The 20,239-nt window shown below is 60.8% G+C and carries 17 protein-coding genes; 14 read left to right on the top strand and 3 right to left on the bottom strand.

What is annotated here, in order from left to right; genetic code table 11:
* Positions 1-111 precede the first annotated feature (111 nt).
* The 10 genes from CS919_RS02565 (at position 112) to CS919_RS02520 (ending at position 10,678) form a co-directional block, all read left to right on the top strand.
* Complete coding sequence (locus tag CS919_RS02565; protein ID WP_099297925.1) at positions 112-3,288, top strand: FtsK/SpoIIIE domain-containing protein; 3,177 nt, start codon at positions 112-114, stop codon at positions 3,286-3,288.
* A 50-nt stretch (positions 3,289-3,338) separates the two neighbouring features.
* The gene (locus CS919_RS02560) at positions 3,339-4,619 is read left to right on the top strand and encodes a type VII secretion-associated protein (RefSeq protein WP_159460946.1); all 1,281 of its coding nucleotides are present in this window, start codon (positions 3,339-3,341) and stop codon (positions 4,617-4,619) included.
* A 209-nt stretch (positions 4,620-4,828) separates the two neighbouring features.
* On the top strand, positions 4,829-5,116 hold the full coding sequence (locus tag CS919_RS02555; protein WP_099297923.1) for a WXG100 family type VII secretion target: 288 nt from the start codon (positions 4,829-4,831) through the stop codon (positions 5,114-5,116).
* Positions 5,117-5,238: 122 nt separating this feature from the next.
* Positions 5,239-5,520, top strand: a complete 282-nt coding sequence (locus CS919_RS02550) for a WXG100 family type VII secretion target (RefSeq protein ID WP_099297922.1) — start codon at positions 5,239-5,241, stop codon at positions 5,518-5,520.
* A 273-nt stretch (positions 5,521-5,793) separates the two neighbouring features.
* The gene (gene rplM, locus CS919_RS02545) at positions 5,794-6,237 is read left to right on the top strand and encodes a 50S ribosomal protein L13 (protein ID WP_099298039.1); all 444 of its coding nucleotides are present in this window, start codon (positions 5,794-5,796) and stop codon (positions 6,235-6,237) included.
* Positions 6,237-6,788 carry a 30S ribosomal protein S9 gene (rpsI, locus tag CS919_RS02540; protein ID WP_099297921.1) on the top strand — a complete coding sequence of 184 codons (552 nt, stop codon included), beginning with the start codon at positions 6,237-6,239 and terminating at the stop codon, positions 6,786-6,788. The genes rplM and rpsI overlap by 1 nt, the downstream gene beginning before the upstream one ends.
* A 199-nt stretch (positions 6,789-6,987) precedes the next feature.
* Positions 6,988-8,331: a phosphoglucosamine mutase gene (gene glmM / locus CS919_RS02535; RefSeq protein WP_099297920.1), complete on the top strand. Its 1,344-nt coding sequence runs from the start codon at positions 6,988-6,990 to the stop codon at positions 8,329-8,331.
* Between the two features lie 156 nt (positions 8,332-8,487).
* Complete coding sequence (locus CS919_RS02530) at positions 8,488-8,790, top strand: hypothetical protein (RefSeq protein ID WP_143341741.1); 303 nt, start codon at positions 8,488-8,490, stop codon at positions 8,788-8,790.
* Between the two features lie 2 nt (positions 8,791-8,792).
* Positions 8,793-10,394, top strand: coding sequence for a hypothetical protein (locus CS919_RS02525; RefSeq protein ID WP_143341740.1), 1,602 nt, complete (start codon positions 8,793-8,795; stop codon positions 10,392-10,394).
* Complete coding sequence (locus CS919_RS02520; protein ID WP_099297917.1) at positions 10,388-10,678, top strand: hypothetical protein; 291 nt, start codon at positions 10,388-10,390, stop codon at positions 10,676-10,678. The genes CS919_RS02525 and CS919_RS02520 overlap by 7 nt, the downstream gene beginning before the upstream one ends.
* Before the next feature lie 76 nt (positions 10,679-10,754).
* Here CS919_RS02520 and CS919_RS02515 read toward each other — a convergent pair whose 3' ends face one another.
* The gene (locus CS919_RS02515) at positions 10,755-11,651 is read right to left on the bottom strand and encodes a dienelactone hydrolase family protein (RefSeq protein WP_234990764.1); all 897 of its coding nucleotides are present in this window, start codon (positions 11,649-11,651) and stop codon (positions 10,755-10,757) included.
* 129 nt (positions 11,652-11,780) lie between these two features.
* Between CS919_RS02515 and glmS the strand changes: the two genes are divergently transcribed.
* Positions 11,781-13,643 carry a glutamine--fructose-6-phosphate transaminase (isomerizing) gene (gene glmS / locus CS919_RS02510; protein WP_099297916.1) on the top strand — a complete coding sequence of 621 codons (1,863 nt, stop codon included), beginning with the start codon at positions 11,781-11,783 and terminating at the stop codon, positions 13,641-13,643.
* Between the two features lie 13 nt (positions 13,644-13,656).
* Positions 13,657-15,327 carry an alanine racemase gene (gene alr / locus CS919_RS02505; protein ID WP_234990784.1) on the top strand — a complete coding sequence of 557 codons (1,671 nt, stop codon included), beginning with the start codon at positions 13,657-13,659 and terminating at the stop codon, positions 15,325-15,327.
* A gap of 24 nt (positions 15,328-15,351) precedes the next feature.
* Here alr and CS919_RS02500 read toward each other — a convergent pair whose 3' ends face one another.
* Positions 15,352-16,995: a glycerol-3-phosphate dehydrogenase/oxidase gene (locus tag CS919_RS02500; protein ID WP_099297914.1), complete on the bottom strand. Its 1,644-nt coding sequence runs from the start codon at positions 16,993-16,995 to the stop codon at positions 15,352-15,354.
* Between the two features lie 58 nt (positions 16,996-17,053).
* Here CS919_RS02500 and CS919_RS02495 point away from each other — a divergent pair, with 58 nt between their 5' ends.
* Both CS919_RS02495 and CS919_RS02490 read left to right on the top strand, forming a co-directional pair.
* The gene (locus CS919_RS02495; protein ID WP_234990762.1) at positions 17,054-18,685 is read left to right on the top strand and encodes an FAD-binding oxidoreductase; all 1,632 of its coding nucleotides are present in this window, start codon (positions 17,054-17,056) and stop codon (positions 18,683-18,685) included.
* 95 nt (positions 18,686-18,780) lie between these two features.
* On the top strand, positions 18,781-19,779 hold the full coding sequence (locus tag CS919_RS02490) for a diacylglycerol kinase (protein ID WP_099297913.1): 999 nt from the start codon (positions 18,781-18,783) through the stop codon (positions 19,777-19,779).
* Positions 19,780-19,808: 29 nt separating this feature from the next.
* Here the strand turns inward: CS919_RS02490 and CS919_RS02485 are convergent, their stop codons facing one another.
* The gene (locus CS919_RS02485; protein ID WP_099297912.1) at positions 19,809-20,114 is read right to left on the bottom strand and encodes a hypothetical protein; all 306 of its coding nucleotides are present in this window, start codon (positions 20,112-20,114) and stop codon (positions 19,809-19,811) included.
* Positions 20,115-20,239 lie beyond the last annotated feature (125 nt).

Genomic DNA, 20,239 nt, shown 5'->3' with positions numbered 1-20,239 from the left:
ACTCGCCGAGAGAGCACAGCCGTGGCAGACTAAAGACACTTATGCGGCTCATGGGGATGGGTTGCGTCGTGAAGAAACATCACGGGGGAACAATGGGGGAGGAACCAATTCATGCAATCGCAAGCACCACCAACGCTGCCCAAAGATAAGCAGCCATTCGTCAAGATGCTGATGCCCGTGATCATGCTGGTGGCTGTCGCGGGGATGATCGGCGCAATGGTGCTATCCGGGGCGGGGCGTTCCCCGATGACGTTCATCTTTCCGCTGATGATGCTGGGCTCGATGGCCATGATGTTTTCCCCGGGCACGAATGTGGATGAGATGCGGCGTGCGTTTCATCGTCACTTAGACGCGCTCAAAGATTCGGTGCGCCGCTCGCGGGCGGAGCAACTGGAAAAGATGGCCGAATCCCATCCCAACCCGCACGCGCTGTGGACGCACCTAGTGACGGATACGCAGGTATCTTCCGCGCCGGGGGTGGTGCGGCTGGGAACCGCGGTGCAAACTCCGGAAGATCCACTGGAGATCCCCATTTCTGCACCTCCGGAGGACTTAGAGCCGGTATGCGCGATGAGCCTGCGTGACCTCGCCTTGGCAAACGCCACCATTGAAGCGCCTGTCGCGGTGGACCTCTCCAGCTTTCACTGCGTGGTGCTGACTGGCCCTGGTGCGCAACGGTTGGCTTACGCTATGCAGGCCCAAGTCGCGGTTCAAGACGTGGATGCATTGAGCATCGAGGGCCCATATGACGAGTGGCTGCCGCACGACGGGCCGCACAAGGTGCGCTTTTGTACTGGTGCACATCCGGTGACATCCGGCGCTGTTGTGGTGGATCCCTCGCCGGAATGGGTGGAGACTGCCAAAGGTCAAGGGCTGCTTCTGCATGTGGAAGAGGAAGCAGCGGGATGCGTTATGGCGGCGTGGACGATGGACGGGTGGGCTCCGTTCGGTGTGGCGGATCAACTATCTGACGTGGAACTGGCGCAGATATGCCGGTCGCGGTCCCGCGTGACTGGATCTTCGAGCTTGTTGGAATTGCCTGGTGGAGATCTGCGTGCGCCCATCGGCTATTCCGGCGCGCCGGTGTATCTGGACATCAAGGAATCTGCGCTGGGCGGCATTGGCCCGCATGGCTTGTGTGTGGGCGCGACGGGCTCCGGAAAATCAGAGCTCCTTAAGAGCATTGTCATTAGCTTCGCTCACAACCATTCGCACCTCAATCTCAATTTCATCCTGGTGGATTTCAAGGGCGGCGCGTCCTTTCTGGGCATGGAACGGCTTCCACACACCAGCGCCGTGATCACCAACCTTGCAGACGAGGCTGGGCTGGTCGATCGCATGCAGGACTCACTGCTGGGCGAAATGCACCGGCGCCAAGAACGGCTGCGAGCAGCCAATCTGACCACCGCACGTGAGTTCAACGCACAGTTCCCCGGGCAGATGCCCTCACTGTTTATCGTGGTAGATGAGTTTTCGGAACTTCTGCACGCACGCCCGGAGTTTGCCGAGGTGTTCGCGGCGATCGGACGCCTCGGGCGCAGTCTGGGTATGCATCTCCTGTTGGCCAGCCAGCGGCTGGAAGAGGGGCGGCTGCGCGGCTTGGAATCCCATCTTTCCTATCGCATAGCGCTACGGACGTTTTCTGCTGCGGAATCTCGCGCCCTCATTGGGTCACCCGCCGCGTTTGAACTTCCTGCCACGCCCGGTGCGGCCATTTTGTATGCGCATGACGCCACCCGTTTCCAATCCGCCTATGTATCCGGCCCGGAATTGCCCCGGGATCAGCGCCTGGTTCGTCGTCTCGGAACGGAAGTGGAATCCACCAGCACCACCTTGGATTTAGTGATCGACAGGCTTGCTGCACCGACGCACAACCAAGTTTGGCTCCCACCCTTGCCGAATCGGCTGCGTGCGTGGGATGTCAACGCTGAAGGCTCACCTATGCAGGCGTTTGTCGCTTTGGAAGATCTTCCATTTGAAGGTCAGCAGATTCCCTATGCGGTGGACATGTCACGGCGCCACTGGGCAGTGGTAGGGCAACCGCGGACTGGCAAGACGAGCTTCTTGCGCGCCCTAGTGCTGGGCACAGTGCTCTCGAGTCCAGGAGTACCGATCTACATTTTCGATCCCGGCGGTTCGCTACGGGACCTCACCCGCTTGCCACAGGTATCCGCCGTTGCAGGCGCCGACCAGCTCACTCGCTTGCTGGATGAAGTGGAGCTCATGGAAGGTCCCCGGCTGCTCGTGATCGATGGCGTGGATCAACTAGGCGAGGAAGATCAGCGTGTGATCCGCTTCGCCACCACCGGGCTGGAACACGGACTGCACCTGGTGGTCACCGCTTTGCGATGGAACTTCCGCCCTGCGCTGAGGGACATGTTGACCGGCATCGTCGAATTCAAGATGACCGCATTGGACGCTCACTTTCGTGACGCACAGCGCAGTCTGCCCGATGTGGCAGGCCGAGCAGTCTCCCATCACGGCAAACACATTCAGGTCGCAGAGGTAACAGCCCAGGACATCGAGCACGGGCGAATGGTCTCTGTCCAACGCGGCGAGCCGAACCTGGCAATGCGCATCCTTCCGGATGAGCTGAATCGTCAGGACGTCGATACCCACGCGTTCGCTATGGGTGGTCCGCGACTGGACTCTGTGGTGTGGGACCACGCGGCCTTTCCACACTTCGTGGCTGTGGGACAGTCCGGCGCCGGCGTGACTACCGCTTTGCGTGCGGTGATCGATGGGTTGAATGGCCAGGTTGGCGTCGAGAAAAAGATCCTAATCACCGACGCACGGCGAGGTTTGTTGGGCCACGATGGCTACGCCGTCCCAGAGGATTTCCGAAATCAGCTGCAGGAATGGGTTCACGTTCTGCGGGAGCGGATCCCACAGGCGGATGTGACTCCGGAGCAACTGGCACGGCGTACTTGGTGGCACGGGCCGGAAGTGTTTGTGGTGGTCGATGATGCGGATGCTGACCCTGGATTGGACTGTCTGATTCCCCTTCTGCCATATGCCGCGGATATCGGCTTGCACGTGATTTTAGGGCGGAAGTCCGGTGCTTTTGCTCGCGCTAGTTACCAGCCGTTGATGCAGTCGATGCGTGATCAAACAGCGTGGTTACTGTTGAGCGCGCCTCGAGAGGATGGCTCCATTGCAGGTCAGAAATTGTGTCGACGCCAGCCTGGCCGCGCCATCTACGTTCACCGTGAGCCGTGGCTCGTGCACGTGGCCGCAACTCCGATGCCGGGTGCCAACAAGGTGGAAAGAGTTGAGGCTGCGTCGTGAATACAAGCGCTGCGATGGAGCGGGGAAAGCACCGAAAGATGGATGAAACAATGACCGTTACCACGCGTTCGGAAAAAGCTGACATGGGGATTTTGGCTAAAGCTGTGGCGCTGCAGGAATCAGGCATCTTGGTACATGCACTGACTGTCACCGATTTATCTTCTGGCTTTACAGTGAGCGGAACAGGAGCCGTGGAAGCCGATCCTTTCCAGGTGGGGGAGGGAGAACCTCGATTCCGGACGAGCGCGCTGGGGCTGGCGCGACTGGAAATGTTGCGTGAATTGGTGGTGGATGTGGTGGAACAGAGGAAAGCCAATCCGGAATATTCGCAGGTTGACGCGCCAGGTGGCCGGACTCAGTTCCCGTGGGGAGTGGGAATGCGCGAGCCAGATGTGGTGGTGGCCGGAATGCACGCGAGCACTATTGCCGAGTACCTGAGGTGCACGGGGATGCGGGCCCGCACGCTAGATGTGGATAGTGTGCTGCGCATTGCTGCGGATTTGCGGGATGCGGAACACGAATGCGTGAGGGAGACTGAATCCGCACCGGGTGCCGCAGTTCCGAAAGAGCAGGTGCGGCAGGTGGTGACCGACGAACCACTGGCGAATCAAGAGCGTGCTGGCTCTGAAAAGTCTTGCATTGAGCCGTTGAATAGGGGCGCTAGGGACAAAAATCTGCTGCGCATCGCTGTGGCTGCTGCGGCGGTTGTTTTGTGTTTGGTGGGTGTGGGAACGATCGTCGCTGTCATGCACAGTGGCGCTGGCTCATCAGTGGAGGAAGCGCAAAATTCCCAAATGATTACAGAGCCAGAAGACGCGGCGACAGGTGGCGTGACGAGTTCAGAGAGGTCAGAACCGGCTGCCGCTCCGTCGGATTCCGCTAGTGCGCAACAGCCACAGCCGTGGAGAGAGCAGCGAGTGGCCGGAGACCAGGTGGTTACGGCATCCGCGGAACGAGCACAGATTCCGGTGAAGATGGATGCACCGGGATGGACGAGATCCGGTGCTACGGCACAGCGCGAGGAATTCATGTCCTCTGATCCGGACATGAGAGTGCTGGTTTCTGCAGTACCCACCCCCTTGACCACGCAACAGGAAATGGATAACGCTGTCCTGAATCAGCTGCAAGGAATGCAGGGAATTCGGATAGCGGGGCGGGCTCCCGTGAGCTATGAGGAGGTCTATCCGGAATCCACCACGTTGTGGCACGTTCGTCTCAAGGACGGTCATCAAATTTCCGTGGGATGCCAATTCCGGGAAGTGACAGGGGATAGGCTCCGGGCTTGCGATACAGCAGTTCAGTACGCGGGGATAGACCCTGAACGTCAGTAGCATCAGATCGTGGATGTGCTTAGAAAAATCCGCTAATCGTGAACCTTTTATTCTGGTGTGGAGTCTTATTGCCTTGTGGGGGACGCGTGGGAAGCCTTTGGAGCATTAAGAAATTCTCTAGATGGCGCTCAGGTGGGAATCACGGCAAAGGTCGGCATCGGAAGTTGCCGCAGAGAACATTCAAGATTGACCTTTAGGGGAGGCACATCGTGAGTTTTAAGACAGACATTCAGACGATGAACAATGCGGCCAGCAATGTGGACCGCGTGAATGAAGACGTCCAAGGCGAGCTCCGTCGCCTGCAGGGAGTGGTGGATGACGTGGCTGCGAGTTGGAAGGGTGACGCGCAGCACTCCTTCGCTGGACTGATGCAGCGGTGGAATGACGATGCTCGTCAGCTGCGTGAAGCACTGAACAGCATCGCGGAAAACCTCCGCGCCAATGCTGCTGGTTTCGACGAGACCGAAACGGAAAACGCGTCCGCATTTAACAGCTAGTCAGCTGAAAACGGGCATTACGAGCGACCGGTGGCCGGCATAGACAACGAGAGCTATCGGGCCAAAGGTGTCCGCAGAGTTTGCACAACTTCACATTCCACACTTCTCAAGGAGACAACATCATGATTCACTACAACTTCGCCAGCATCGGCCAGGCAGCAGACGATATCAACAGCACCTCACAACGCATCAACGGAATTTTGGAAGATCTCAAGAGTGACCTGCAGCCACTGGTTGCGGAGTGGGAAGGCGAATCCGCGACGTCCTACCAAGCAGCTCAGAAGAAGTGGGATAACAGCGCGCAGGATCTCAACGTGGTCCTCGGCGAGGTTTCCCGTGCGGTTCGTGAATCCAATGACCGTATGAGCCAGATCAACACCAACGCTGCAAACAGCTGGGCATAGAACACCTGCATTAGCGATCAGCGGTGCGGTTGATCAGCGAACTGCGCCATTTTTATCCCTCAAGCGTCCTGCTTGGGGGATTTTGTCTATCCCCCCAGCATGGGTAATATTTATCAGGTTGCGAGCTCACCACACGGTGAGATCCCCTGTCCGTGGGTCACAACCGGCCGCCACGGACAGACCGTGAAATCCATCACGTATTGCCTGATCAGATACTTTTTCTCACGGGAGCAGCGCCTGGCTGGCAGTTCCAACAAGACCAAGGAGTCCCACGTGACTACTTTCCACCCAAAGAGCGGTGACATTACCCGTAAGTGGTACGTCATCGACGCCACTGATGTGGTGCTGGGCCGTCTTGCCGTTACCGCAGCTGACCTGCTGCGCGGCAAGAAGAAGCCTTCCTACGCACCAAACGTTGACTGCGGTGACAACGTCATCATCATCAACGCTGACAAGGTTCACATCTCGTCCAACAAGCGCGAGCGCGAAATGCGCTACCGCCACTCCGGCTACCCCGGTGGCCTGAAGTCCATGACCCTCGGTCGCTCCCTGGAGCTGCACCCAGAGCGCGTCGTGGAAGAAGCAATCCGCGGCATGATGCCACACAACAAGCTGTCCCGCGCTTCCATCAAGAAGCTTCGCGTCTTCGCCGGTTCGGAGCACAACCTCCAGGCTCAGAAGCCTGAGACCTACGAGATCAAGCAGGTGGCACAGTAATGGCTGATTACAACGAGAACAACGAAACCGTCGAGAACACCGACAACTTCGAAGGCGAGTACACCGCCGCTGACGCAGTCAACGAAGAGTTCGTCGCTTCCATCGGCGATGCCGTAGCAACCGAATCCGCTGAGGAAGAAGTTCAGGCTGCTCCAGTTCTGTACGAGGGAACCATCCAGACCGTCGGCCGCCGTAAGGAAGCTGTCGTTCGCGTCCGCATGGTGCAGGGCTCCGGCCAGTTCATCTGCAACGGTCGCACCCTGGAGGATTACTTCCCTAACAAGCTGCACCAGCAGCTGATCAAGGCACCACTGGTGCTGCTTGATCGCGACAGCCAGTTCGACATCGTCGCAAACCTCAAGGGCGGTGGCCCATCCGGCCAGGCCGGCGCATTCCGCCTGGCAATCGCTCGCGCTCTGAACAAGTACAACCCAGAAGAGCGTGGCGCCCTGAAGAAGGCTGGCTTCCTGACTCGCGACGCACGTGCCGTCGAGCGTAAGAAGGCCGGTCTGCACAAGGCACGTCGTGCCCCGCAGTACTCCAAGCGCTGATTCACTTATCACGCTGGATTTCCGTCAGCATGGCGTCGAAACAAAGATGCCACCGCAGTCGGAAAGGAAACCGCTTCCACACTTCACAGCTGCATTGCTGCGAAGGTGGGGGCGGTTTCGCCGTTGCTAGGCCCAACACAGTCCCCGCATTGCCCACATTGCGCAAAACCACCCACCGTGGTGGGTATGCTGTGAGGCTATGGGAAGACTGTTCGGAACCGACGGAGTGCGCGGCCTAGCTAACGATAAACTCACCGCGCCACTGGCAATGAAGCTTGGCGCGGCCGCAGCGCGCGTGCTCGTAGACCACGAGGGCAAAGGCAACCGGCGACCGACCGCCGTGGTGGGACGCGACCCTCGAGTCTCCGGCGAAATGCTCACCGCAGCGCTGGCAGCGGGTATGTCCTCGCAGGGAGTGGACGTGCTCAACGTGGGCATTCTGCCCACCCCAGCCGTGGCTTATCTCACGGACGCCTTCGGCGCGGACATGGGCGTGATGATCTCCGCCTCGCACAACCCCATGCCAGATAACGGCATCAAGTTCTTCGCAGCCGGCGGGCACAAGTTGGAAGACTACGTGGAGGACGAGATCGAGTCCTTCATGCTGGAACTGCCGGAGCAAGGCCCCACGGGCGCGGGGATCGGACGCATCATCGACGAATCCGAAGACGCGTTGGAGCGCTACCTTTCCCACCTGCATAACGCCGTGCCGACCCCATTGGACGGAATTCGCGTGGTGGTGGACTGCGCCAATGGTGCTGCATACAAGGCCGCACCTTCGGCTTACCGGAACGCGGGCGCGGAGGTCATCGCCATCCACGACCGCCCCAACGCCTTCAACATCAACGAGGGCGTGGGCTCCACGCACATCGAGGTAGTGCAGCAGGCGGTTCAGGAGCACGGCGCTGATATCGGCCTGGCTCACGATGGCGATGCGGACCGCTGCCTAGCTGTCGATTCCGAGGGCAACGTGGTGGACGGCGACCAGATCATGGCCATCCTCGCCATGGCCATGAAGGAAGATGGCGAGCTAAAGAAGAACACGCTCGTGGCCACCGTGATGTCCAACCTGGGGCTGAAGCTGGCGATGAAGGAGCAAGGCATCGTGCTGCGCGAGACCTCAGTGGGCGATCGCTACGTGCTGGCTGACCTGCGCGCTGGTGATTTCTCCTTGGGTGGCGAGCAGTCCGGCCACATCGTCATTCCTGAGCACGGCACCACCGGCGACGGTACCCTGACCGGTCTGTCTCTGATGGCGCGCATGGCATCGACCGGCAAGTCCCTCGGCGAGCTGGCCAGCGTGATGTCCGTGCTGCCGCAGACCCTGATCAACGTGCCGGTGGCGGACAAGTCCATGATCGCTGATTCTCCGCAGGTTAAGGAAGCGATTGCCGCTGCTGAGGAGGAGCTCGGCGAGACCGGCCGTGTGTTGCTGCGACCCTCCGGCACCGAGGAGTTGTTCCGCGTGATGGTGGAGGCCTCCGATTCCACGACCGCTCGCCGCATCGCCGGCCAGTTGTCCGCCGTGGTTGCGCAGGTCTAGCACTCTTTTTCTCGACGCCAAACATCGGCCCTTTCAACTCGTGACACTGCATTGCCAGTGACCAGTTGAAAGGGCCGATGAACTTTTTCTGTCTGGTGGTAGTCAGATGTGACCAAAGGTTTGGTAATCATTGGGCGGTTCAAAGGGGATGAGCTGGTGGGGAACGGAATTACTACTGATCCGACAGTGGTGCGCGAGGGCGCAGAGAAGCTGCGTGCGCAGCAAGAGCAGTGGGCGAGTGTCTTGGCGGCGCATCGTCCGCATGTACCTCTTGCCGCATTCGGCGTGGGCTTGCAGGGGGCTGGTGCGCGGCTCAAAGAGCTGGTGGATAAGGGGCACGATGTACGTGTGGCACACGCTGGAAGGTTGGCTGCAGCGGGACGCGATGCTCACCGGCTGGCGGATGTAGTGGACGCTGCCGATGCAACGAACGCTGTGGCTTTGGGAGGTGGGCGATGATGATGGCTGCACCCACAAATAGTGCTCACGTCTCGGAAAGTTTGACTCAGCTGGAGGCTGCGGGTGGTGCCACGGTGGCGTGCCGAGTGGCTGCGAGCTTCACCCACGGTTTGGATATTCCGGCTATCCGTCAGTGCCTGGGCGAAGCCTCTCGTCAGGTACTCGAGACCGATGTAACCAACGTGGTGGATGGCTTTCTCAATGGCATCGGACAGGATCGCCCGCAGCAGGCGGTGACCAAGGCGGTCCAGGAGCAATGCGGACATGAGGACCAGGTGGCCAGTAGCTGCCAAGCAGTAGAAATCGCTACTGATGGGTTGCAAAGGATTGACGACCAGTGTGCCCAGACGGTCGCCCAGATGTGCACGGCAACTGCGCGCGCAGTGGATGCAGCCAAGGCCTTCGCCGGACCGGTGCAGGGAGCGTTGCTTTCCCAGCCTCTGGTGCAGATGGCAACCGGGGTAGTGGAGCGGTTGTTGAGCTCTCGAAATATCTCGCTGGAGGGCATGCTCGATGTGTTGATTAACGATCATGCACCGGCGGCGCAATGTGGATCAGCACAGACTCCAGTCTGCGTGAGCTCTGCACCCGACCCTGCGCCAGCTCCCACGCCCGTGGATGACCGCGACTGCGGTTGCGATGGACAACAAAGCGTGGAACCAGCTGCTACGGATTGCGCGAAGCCCACACCCGTGGTGGAAGAGCCGCCGGCTGCCACACCGGAGTGTGAGGAGGGCGTCACATTAGCATCCACTCCGACCGCTGATCCCGCGCCGTGTCCGAGCACTACTTCTAGTTCAGACTTGTCCGACAGGCCACCGGTGAATTCTCATCCCGCTTCGTCGACTTCGGCGCCTGCGCCGGCCGTTGTCGATACTTCGTGCGCGGGATCGGCTCAGACTGTTGTGGCACCAGCTCAGGCCTGTGAGGTTGCGCAAAATCTCAACGCGAATGTCAATGCCAACTTCAACGCCAGCCTCAATGTGGCCGCGAGTGTGGCGGGCAGCGCCGTCGGAGAGTTCATCAGCTCAATGGACGCTGCACTGTGCCCGCCGGAGAGTCCTTCGACGGTAGAGTACCCGACCCTTGAACCGGTGAACAACTCTCAACCTGAGTGTCCTGAACAGCCAGTCTGTGATGAACCGGAACCAAAGACAGAGCCGGAACCTTGTGCCGAGCCCGTGGGCCCTGAACCCGAATGCGCGGACAACACAGAGCCTGCCATCGCAAAACGTCCAGAGGATGTCACCGGTGAAGACGTTCCTCCAGAAGGGTTCGATAAGAGTAAGCAGCCGTCCGTGCCTGAGGGTGCCGTGACGGTACCGGATCCCATTGAGCCAGACAGTGTGGACAACACTGGCCAGGCACCTGCGGTTGATGAGTCGGTAAATGATGAACCAGTCAATCAAGTAACAGAGGTTCCACAGCAAGAAGTGCAGCAGCCAGCGGAGGCAGCGCCAGAACCGGTCACACCGGAAACTGCGCCCGCATCAGAAACGTGGACTCCAGACATCTGGGTCAGCGCGGGAGTTGATGTGGACATGGAAGTGGAGTTGGCAACTAGTGCGAACGCGGTTCCTATCGCAAGGAGTGGGCAATGGTGAACCATCAGCACTATCAATCCATCCTGGATGAGTACTTCTCACAGGTCGCTGAAATGACCAAAGAATTTGAAGATGTTCTAAAAGAACAAACGGAACTATTACGCACTTTGGCGGAAAAGTCTGGACATTCTTTAGAAGAAGCCACGCCCAAACAAAGCGAGCAAGCCGAAGCTACTCCGCGTCCAAATCAGAGCACGCACAACCCCACCCCAGATATGAATTACCGGCCGCCTCATACCGGTGGTGGCTCGCACCGTATGAGACAGCCGGACATCTTCACTTAAAAGTGGCCCGAACCGGAGATGCAGTCCAGACGCTCAAAGCCCGAGATCCAACCAGGGGTGTTGCACACCCCGCGAACTAGATCAGCTTTTGCAGACCCTGCAGGCTATCCAAAGCGTCAGCGTTCTCCGGAAGGTGACGCGCCAGCTCCAGCTGGCCGGGAGCCTCGGTGTCATCGAGCTTTTCGTCGTGACTACGGAACGCCTTGTACTTGCTTTGCTCGCCAGCCAAGATGAAGCCCGTCATCAAACCACGGATTTCCTCCTGATTAGCGAATTCCGGGCCACCCTGACCCAAGAGGAACTTGCGTGCCAGCTTCTCGTGGAAACCAGTGGAGCTTGCCTTCTTCAGCTTGCGGTAGAAGACCTCACCCTTCCAGTTAGCGGCCATGCGCTCCGGACTACCAGCAGGAACATCAGCCAACGCTCCCGCAGCCAGAATCAGGCCAGGAACGTCCACATGCTTGGCAGCTTCGTAGGCGTTAGGAGAAGTGTCCGATGGGAATACAGACACCACACCAGCCAGGGGAGGAGCATCGCCGGTGCGAATCGAATCCGTGCGGTTGGCGCGATTAGTCGCAGCCAACACAGCAGTGGAAGCACCCATTCCATGGCCAGCCAAGTAGAGATTGAAAGGCTGCACGGTCACATTGCCCTGACCCAAACGCACTCCAGCCAGAATCTGCAGAGCAGTTTCCAAATCCGCAGCGAAACCACGGTGGTTAGGGACAAAGCCCTTCTCCGTATCCGGAGCTGCTACAGCGATACCCCAGCTAGCCAAGTGGCGCAGAGTCGCATGGTAGCCATCCACTCCCACGCGCCAATCGTGACCAAAGGCCACACCGGGGATGCTCTTGCCCTCTTCAGGGACATACACGCGGCCAGGGATGCCCGCGAAAGAGAGATCGCCAGTGAGCACTCGGTGCGGGCCGCGCTTGCCGAGCGAAGGAACGAGGTTTTTCAGTTTATCTGCCACGATGTATAAGCCTAACCGACGATGCAGCACGAGCGCAGAAGCATCCGAACTTTCCAGCCGACCAGCCGCCCAACCCACAAATAGACAAGTCTTCGAATTCAATAATCCACAGCGTGTATCGTTTCCCCTATGTGTGCAATTGTTGGCTACGTCGGAAATTCAGATGCGTTGCAGATCGGCCTCGATGCCCTCAAACGAATGGAATACCGAGGGTACGATTCTGCAGGAATTGCAGTCATCGAACCCGGAGAGCTGCACCTCGAGAAGAAAGAGGGCAAGCTCGATAACCTCCTGAACCGTCTCGACGAAGTCGGCAAGGATACTTTCCAGGGCTCTACCTGCATCGGCCACACGCGTTGGGCCACGCACGGCCGACCCAACGATGCCAACGCGCACCCTCATCGTTCGTTCGACGGCAAGGCAGCCATCGTCCACAACGGCATCATCGAAAACTTCGCCGCCCTCCGTGACGAAATCGAAGCAGCCGGCGTGGAAATGGAATCCGAAACGGACTCCGAGGTGGCAGCACACCTCCTCGCGCTTGCCTACAACGAGGGTCCCACCCAGGGCGACTTTGAAGCCTCCGCCCTCAGCGTGCTCTCCCGCCTGGAAGGTGCGTTCACCGTCCTGTTCACTCACGCCGACGCGCCAGATCGCATCGTCGCTGGCCGTCACTCCACCCCACTGATCGTGGGTGTGGGCGAAGGCGAAAACTTCATTAGTTCTGACGTCGCCGCCTTCATCGACCGCACCAAGAATGCTGTGGAACTGGGGCAGGACAACGCCGTCATCATCACCCCCGATTCCTACAAGATCTGCGATTTCTCAGGTAACGAGGTCGAGGGGCGTCCATTCACCATCGATTGGGATCTGGAAGCTGCGGAAAAGGGTGGCTTTGATTCCTTCATGATGAAGGAGATCTTCGAGCAGCCTGCCGCCGTGCGCGACACTCTCGCTGGTCACTTCCTTGACGGTCGCGTGGTTCTGGACGAGCAGCGTTTGTCCGATGACGAGCTGCGCCAGGTGGGAAAGGTCTTCGTGGTGGCCTGTGGCTCCGCCTACCACTCCGGACTGCTGGCCAAGTACGCCATCGAGCACTGGGTGCGTGTGCCCGTGGAAATCGAGGTGGCCTCTGAGTTCCGCTACCGCGACCCAGTACTGGATAAGCAAACGCTGGTGGTCGCCGTGTCCCAGTCCGGTGAGACCGCGGACACGCTGGAGGCCGTCCGTCACGCCAAGAGCCAGGGCGCTCGCGTGCTGGCCGTGTGTAACACCAACGGTTCCCAGATTCCGCGCGAGGCAGATGCGGTACTCTACACCCACGCTGGTCCGGAGATCGGTGTGGCTTCCACCAAGGCGTTCCTCGCACAGGTTGCAGCCAACTACGTGGTGGGCCTGGCATTAGCGCAGGCACGTGGTACTAAGTACTCCGATGAGATCGCCGCGATCTTCCGCGAGCTGGAGAGCCTGACCCCGAAGATCGAAAAGACGCTGGAGCTGCGCGAGCAGATCCTGGAGCTGGCAGAAGAGCTCGGCCCTGTGCGCACCATGCTCTTCCTCGGCCGCCACGTGGGCTTCCCCGTTGCTCTCGAGGGCGCACTGAAGCTCAAGGAGCTGGCCTACATCCACGCCGAGGGCTTCGCCGCAGGCGAGCTCAAGCATGGTCCGATCGCCCTGATCGAGGATGACCTGCCCGTGGTGGTTGTGGTGCCGAGCCCACAAGGTCGCCCGGTGTTGCACTCCAAGATTGTCTCCAACATTCAGGAGATCCGCGCCCGCGGTGCGAAGACGATCGTGGTGGCCGAAGAGGGCGATGAGGCTGTTAAGCCTTTCGCTAACTACCTGCTGGAAATCCCACAGACCTCCACTTTGGTCCAGCCGATCTTGTCCACCATCCCGCTGCAGTTCTTGGCCGCGGACATCGCCCGCCAGTGTGGCAACGATGACATCGACAAGCCGCGCAACCTGGCCAAGTCCGTCACAGTGGAGTAGAAGCTTGAACCCAGTGTCGCAGCATGCGCTGGCTGAGGTCGTTATTGATCTCGACGCCATTGCGCACAACGTGCGGACGTTCGTGCGGGCCGCAGCGCCGGCGCAGGTCATGGTCATCATCAAGGCGGATGCATACAACCACGGCATGCTGCCGGTGGCGCGCACGGCGATCGCTGCGGGCGCTGCTCAGTTGGGTGTCGCGACCGTGGGCGAGGCCCTGAGCTTGCGCGAGCTCGGCGTGAACGAGCCGGTCACAGCATGGATGTGGTATCCGGGGGAAGAGCTCGAAAGCGCATTGAGCCAGGGAGTCACCATCGGGATTCCTTCGCTGGCGCACGCAGAAGATGTGGTGCGGCAGATCGATGCACTACCTGCCGAGCTGAATGTTCAGCCGCAGGTGACGCTGATGTTCGATTCTGGGCTGTCCAGAAGTGGCGTCGGACCGAAGGAATGGACCCGGACCGTTGACCTGCTGGCCGAGGCTGAGCGCTCGGGAACACTCCAGGTCACGGGACTGATGACCCACCTGGCCAGCGCGGACATGACCGCCGAGGCGCACGTCACGGACCTGCAAGTCGCCCGGTTCAACGAGGCCATCGAGCTGTGCCGTGCCCAGGGGATCCGTGCGCCGATCAACCACATGGCCAACACCCCGGCCACGCTGTCCCGGCCGGATACGCATCACCAAATGGTGCGACCCGGGGTGGGCGTCTATGGTGTGGACCCGGTGGATCCACCGGTACAAGCCGGACTGCGCCCGGCGATGACGCTGCGCGCTCGTGTTCTCACGACGCGCGTGGTGCCCGCCGGGGAAGGGGTGAGCTACGGCCTGACGTGGCGGGCGGAGAAGGATACCCGCACCGCAGTGATCGGCATCGGCTACGCGGACGGAATTCCGCGCAGCCTCTCCGGAAATTTCGAGGTCAGCATCAATGGCACGCGGTATCCGCAGATCGGCCGCGTATGTATGGATCAGTTCGTGGTGAACCTCGGCGACGTTGATGCAGAGCCCGCCCCGCATGTCGCTCCCGGCGATTGGGCAGTGATCTTCGGCGACAGCGGCCCGACTGTGGAAGAAGTAGCGGAGCGAGCCGACACAATTGCCTACGAGATCCTCACGATGCCTCGCGGCCGCGTGCAGCGTCGCTACGTGGAAGCTCCGGGCGTTGACTTCTCTGGCGCGTCCTCCGCGGTGGCCAATACGGCCGAGGAGATGCGGGCCCTCGGCGAGCAACTGGGCAAGACGCTCAAGGCGGGCACCGTGGTGGTGCTCACGGGTGCATTGGGCGCCGGGAAAACTACACTCACCCAGGGCATTGCCCAGGGGTTGGGCGTGCGCGGGCGCGTGCAGTCGCCGACGTTTACCATCGTGCGCACCCACAAGCCGGGCGAGCCTGGCGCACCCGGTCTGCTGCACATGGACGCCTACCGGTTGCTCGGAGAGGACGTTGCCGAGAGCATCGAGCCCGGCACGTATGCAGATCCCGATGCGGTTCTTGATGCGTTAGAGTCCCTTGATCTCGACGCCGACCTGCAGGACACCGTGGTGGTGGCCGAATGGGGTCGCGGAATGGTGGAACAGCTCAGCGACACGGTGCTCGATATCACCCTGACCCGTGGCGATGGCGAGGATGAAGCGCGCACGCTGGCGTGGGAATGGGTCCGCGGAGGCCCGCAGAGTTAGTCCCGAGCGGTTAGCCCTGCGCGTCTAAACCTGCGCTGCTGCTAGCGCTTCCTCCGCCACGGATTCGGCGGCGCGGCGATCCTCCGGAACCAGCCCGATGCGCGTGCGGCGATCCAGAATGTCTCCCACTGTCACCGCGCCCTCGTGGGTTACGGCATAGGAGATTTCCGCGCGCGTGATGTCTAGGCCCCCCACCTGCTGTTCGCCATCTGGGATCCGGCACTCCGCGAGCACATTGCGAGCCTCCGCGCCGAAACGCGAGACCAGCGATGCCGGTAGCCCACTGGTCAACGCGTGTGCGGCGGCGATCTGGGAGGCACCCCGTGGCGAACGCGCTGCAGTGGCGCCCACCAACGCGATCTCCTTCGTCGCGCAGTCTTTTGCTGAGCCTTCGATACGTCGGCGAATTTCCTGCTCTTTGAGTGCACGATCCACGGCCTGCTGCGCCATCAATCGGTACTCGGTGAGCTTGCCGCCGGTCACGGTCACCACACCGTCCTTGTGCACAATCAAGTGCTCCCGTGAAAGGTCGGCTGTGGAATCCGAGGCGGCCTTCGCCACGGCACCGCGCAGTTGTACCAGCGGTCGTAGCCCAGCGAACGCTCCCAGCACATCGTCTGCAGTCAGCTGGGTTTTCAGCCCGTGGTTGACCACGGTCAAGATCCATTCGATATCGGATTCCGGGGCGTGCGGAATGTCTTCGAATTCGGCTGTCTCATCGGTCAGGCCGATGTAGCAACGCCCCAGCTGCGTGGGCAGGATGAAGCAAAAGCGATTCACTGACCCCTGCACCGCCACCGTCAGCGCACCCTGTGGATTTCCCAGTTTTTCTGCATCCACCACGAGGTGGGTGCCGCGGCTCGGCGTCACGGAGACATCGTCTTCGATGTCTCCTGCCCACACGCCCGTGGCGTTGATAACCCCGGCGGCCGTTACCTGGATGCCCTCGGCTGGCCACTCCGGTTCGCCTTCCGCCGCGTGGGTGCGCGTGAGGGTCACGGACTTGAGGCCATCGTCGCGCCCAGGGGCGATATCTGCCTTGGTATGAGTCAGCACGTCCGCACCGTAGCCGGCCGCGGTGCGGGCGAGAGCTGTGACGAGGCGGGCGTCGTCGATTAACTGCCCGTCATAATTAACGAAACCGAACTTCACCGCATCGGAGACCCCAGGACACAACTGCTTAACCTTTTTGGCGCTCACCGTCCGCGAACGAGGCAGCGTGCGCGAGGACGTGCCCGCGGCAATGCGCAGGATGTCCCCGGCGAAAAAGCCCAGACGGGGAACGAAGCTCAGCGGTGAAAAGTTACCCGCCGCCACTACCTGCGGGAGAGCACGCGTGAGGTGCGGGGCGATGGTCTCCATCAGGGCGCCGCGCTCCACCGCGCTGCGCTGCGCGATGCCGACGTTGCCGGAGGCCAGGTAGCGCAACCCGCCGTGCGCCAACTTGGACGACCACCGCGAGGTACCGAAAGCGAGATCCTGCGCCTCGACGATCAGCACCGACAAGCCACGGCTAGCGGCATCCAAGGCGACTCCCGAGCCCGTCACTCCGGCGCCAATGACCACCAGATCGTAGTGCGCACCGGCTGCCAACGAGCCCAGTAATTCGGCCCGGTACTGCGGAGACAGGACGGTGCGCTGTGGGGTGAATGAATCAAGACCAGTCATGATTTCCAGACTAGCCGTTATATAAAAAGCCCTCGCGTACCCTGTGACTATGAAAAAGATGCCAATGCCACCAATGGTCTACAACAAGTGGGGAACCCTTGATGAGGCGAAGGAGCTTTCGCCATCTATTCAGAAGATGCTGGGCAGCATGCTGGGCGTGACCAAGCCCGCGCCGGTGCAGGAGCCGAAGCTGGTTGCCTCTCGGGCAACGGAGGGTGACCTTGCCGCGCTGGGACGCATCGTGGGCGAGGCGTTCGTCTCCACAGCCGTTGAGCACCGCCGCCCTCGTGCCCGCGGGAAAAGCTACCTGGACCTGCTGGATTGGCGGATGGGGGAGGAGATCTCCGCCCCGGATGCGGTGGTCACTCCTGAGACCGAGGAACAGATCCTGGAGATTCTGCAGTACTGCTCCGCCGAGGGCATCGCCGTGGTTCCTTTTGGTGGCGGCACCTCGGTGGTCGGCGGGATCAACCCCGTGCAGGGCGAGGGCCACCGTGCGGTGATCAGCGTGGACCTGGCCCGTTTTGATGCGTTGGAGGATGTCGACGCTGAATCTGGGCTGGCCACACTCGGAGCCGGTTTGATGGGGCCGCATGCCGAGCTGAAGCTGGCGGAATACGGCCTGCAGTTGGGGCACTTCCCCCAGTCCTTCCCGTACGCAACTATCGGCGGCTTTGCGGCGACCCGCTCCAGCGGGCAGAACTCCGCTGGCTACGGACGCTTTGATGACATGGTGCGAGAGCTGACGGTGGTGACTCCGCAAGGAATCATCCGCCCGGGCCAGGCCTCACCAGCGACCGCGGCGGGACCTTCGCTGAAGCAGTTGTTCTTGGGCTCCGAAGGGTTGTTCGGCATCATCACCCGCGTGCGCGTGCATGTGCACCCCATCCCAGAAGCAAAGCTCTACGAGGCCTTTACTTTCCCTACGTTCGACAAGGGTGTGGCCGCGTTGCGTGCGGTGGAGCAGTCCGGCGCCAACCCAGCGGTGTTGCGCTTGTCCGACGAGATTGAGTCCTCCGTGAACCTGACCAGTACCGACAAGATCGGCGAATCGGAATCCGAGGACAATAAGGGCTGTCGAGCCATCGCCATGTTCGAAGGCAGCGAGGAGCACGCGCGGCGCACCCACCAAGAGACGCGTTCGGTGATGCTGGCACACGGTGGCACCTCTGTGGGCGAAGGCCCGGCCCGGCAGTGGGAAAAGGGACGCTTCGGCGCGCCCGTTCTACGGGACACGCTAATGGACGCCGGTGCGCTGTGCGAAACCCTAGAGACGGCTACAGATTGGTCCAACGTCCCCCGCCTGAAGAAGGCAGTGGGAACAGCGCTGGCCTCCCAGCTGGTCGGGGAGTCTGCGGCGCTGATCATGTGCCATGTCAGCCACGTCTACGCCACCGGGTGTTCTCTGTACTTCACTATCGTCGCCGGTGCCAGCGAGGACAATGAGTCCACGGCGCGTAAGTGGCGGGCAGCCAAGTCTGCAGCCACGGAGGCCATGACGAAAAACGGCGGTACCGTCACCCACCACCATGCCGTGGGAACCGACCACTTGCCGTGGATGAGCGAGGAGATCAGCCCGCTGGGCATCAACATCCTCAAGGCCGTCAAGCGCGAGCTGGACCCCGCGGGAATCCTCAACCCGGGTAAGACCTTCGAACTGCCGGACAACGCGGAGCGCACGCTCATTTAAGGAACGTGCGTTAAGGGTGCGCGTTAAGCGACCAAAGGGAAATGACCCAGCGGGACAGAGCTGCAGCCAGAGCCAGGATGACAAGGAGAAATGCCATGAGCAGGGCGTCGGAAATACACGAAGATCCCAGTGGATCCTTCCAGGTTGGAACGTGCGATGTGCAACGCATCGCCATGATCACCAACCCAGCCGCCGGCAAAGGTGCGGCACAACACGCTGCGCACGCGGCCCGGGAGAGGTTTTCCGAACTGGGCATCGACGTGGTCTCGCTGCAGGGAGCCAGTGCGGAGTCCTCGTTGGAACTGGCGCAGGCGGCAGTGGCAGACGAACGTCTCGACGCGCTGGTGGTGTGCGGCGGAGACGGTCTGATCAACCTGGCGCTGCAGGCGCAAGCGCAGACCAACATTCCGCTGGGCATCATCCCCGCTGGTACGGGTAATGATCACGGCAGGGAGTACAACATTCCCACCAATCCTGCCAAGGCTGCGGACGTTATTGCGGACGGCTTTTTCACCACCACGGATCTGGGGCGTATCACTGAGGTGGGCCACGGCAAGGATGATGGGCGCGGTGGTGAAAGCAGCGAGCTGAAGACCCGCTGGTTCGGAACGATCGCCTGCGCTGGTTTCGATTCACTGGTCACGGACCGCACCAACCGCATGACCTGGCCACACGGCAAGAATCGCTACAACCTGGCGATCATCATGGAAGTGATGAACTGGCGAACCATCCCCACACGTATCGTGTTGGACCACGAGCACGTCATCGAGCAGGACATCAAACTGTGCAGCATTGGTAACACCCGCACTTACGGTGGTGGAATGCAGATCTGCCCCGATGCCAACCACCACGATGGGATTTTGAACCTGACCGTGATGGAGGACATCAGCCGGGTCAAGGCCATCACCAAGTTCGCCAAGATTCTTCAGGGGAACCTGGAGCACGGCGAAGGCATCAGCCTGTACACCGCCAAGCACGTGCGCATCGAGATGCCCTCGATGAATTGCTACGCCGATGGTGACTTAATGGCCACGCTGCCCATCGAGATCGAGGTGGTTCCCGGCGCGGGACGCTACCTCGTGCCCCGGCCGTAGGTTTTACAGGTGTTTACGCTGCTCGGTGTTTAGGATGCTCGGTGCTCGCGCGGCGGGGGAGCGGCGGCGGCCTGAGCAGCCACGATGCCGTTGGTGCGGTCATTGAGCGGCGGGTTGTACCGGCCTTCTGGTTCAGCCACGGCAAGCTCGGCGGACCCATGACCGGCACGATCTTGCTTGCCCGACGAGCTCTTGCTGGTCAGCGAGTGCACAATCTTGCCCGCCAGCACCGGGTAGTAGACCTGCCCGTACGTCATCGCCTTGTTCCTGAGCGTGGCGAAAAAGCGCTTGAGGGACCAGCGGCGGAGCTTGCGAGCTGAAGAAGTAGCTGACATAACGAGTCCTGTCTGTATGTCGGAATGACTGCTTGCCTACTTTAGGGCATGACCGGTGCACTTCTTCCTCGCGGTGAGGCGCGTGGCTGACTGTTGGGATAGGGGCTTTTGGTTTTCCATTCGTT

The sequence above is a fragment of the Corynebacterium dentalis genome (assembly GCF_900232865.1).
GTDB classification, from domain to species: Bacteria; Actinomycetota; Actinomycetes; order Mycobacteriales; family Mycobacteriaceae; genus Corynebacterium; species Corynebacterium dentalis.
Note: the sequence above shows the minus strand (reverse complement) of the source record. Positions and strands in the feature narration are given on the sequence as shown.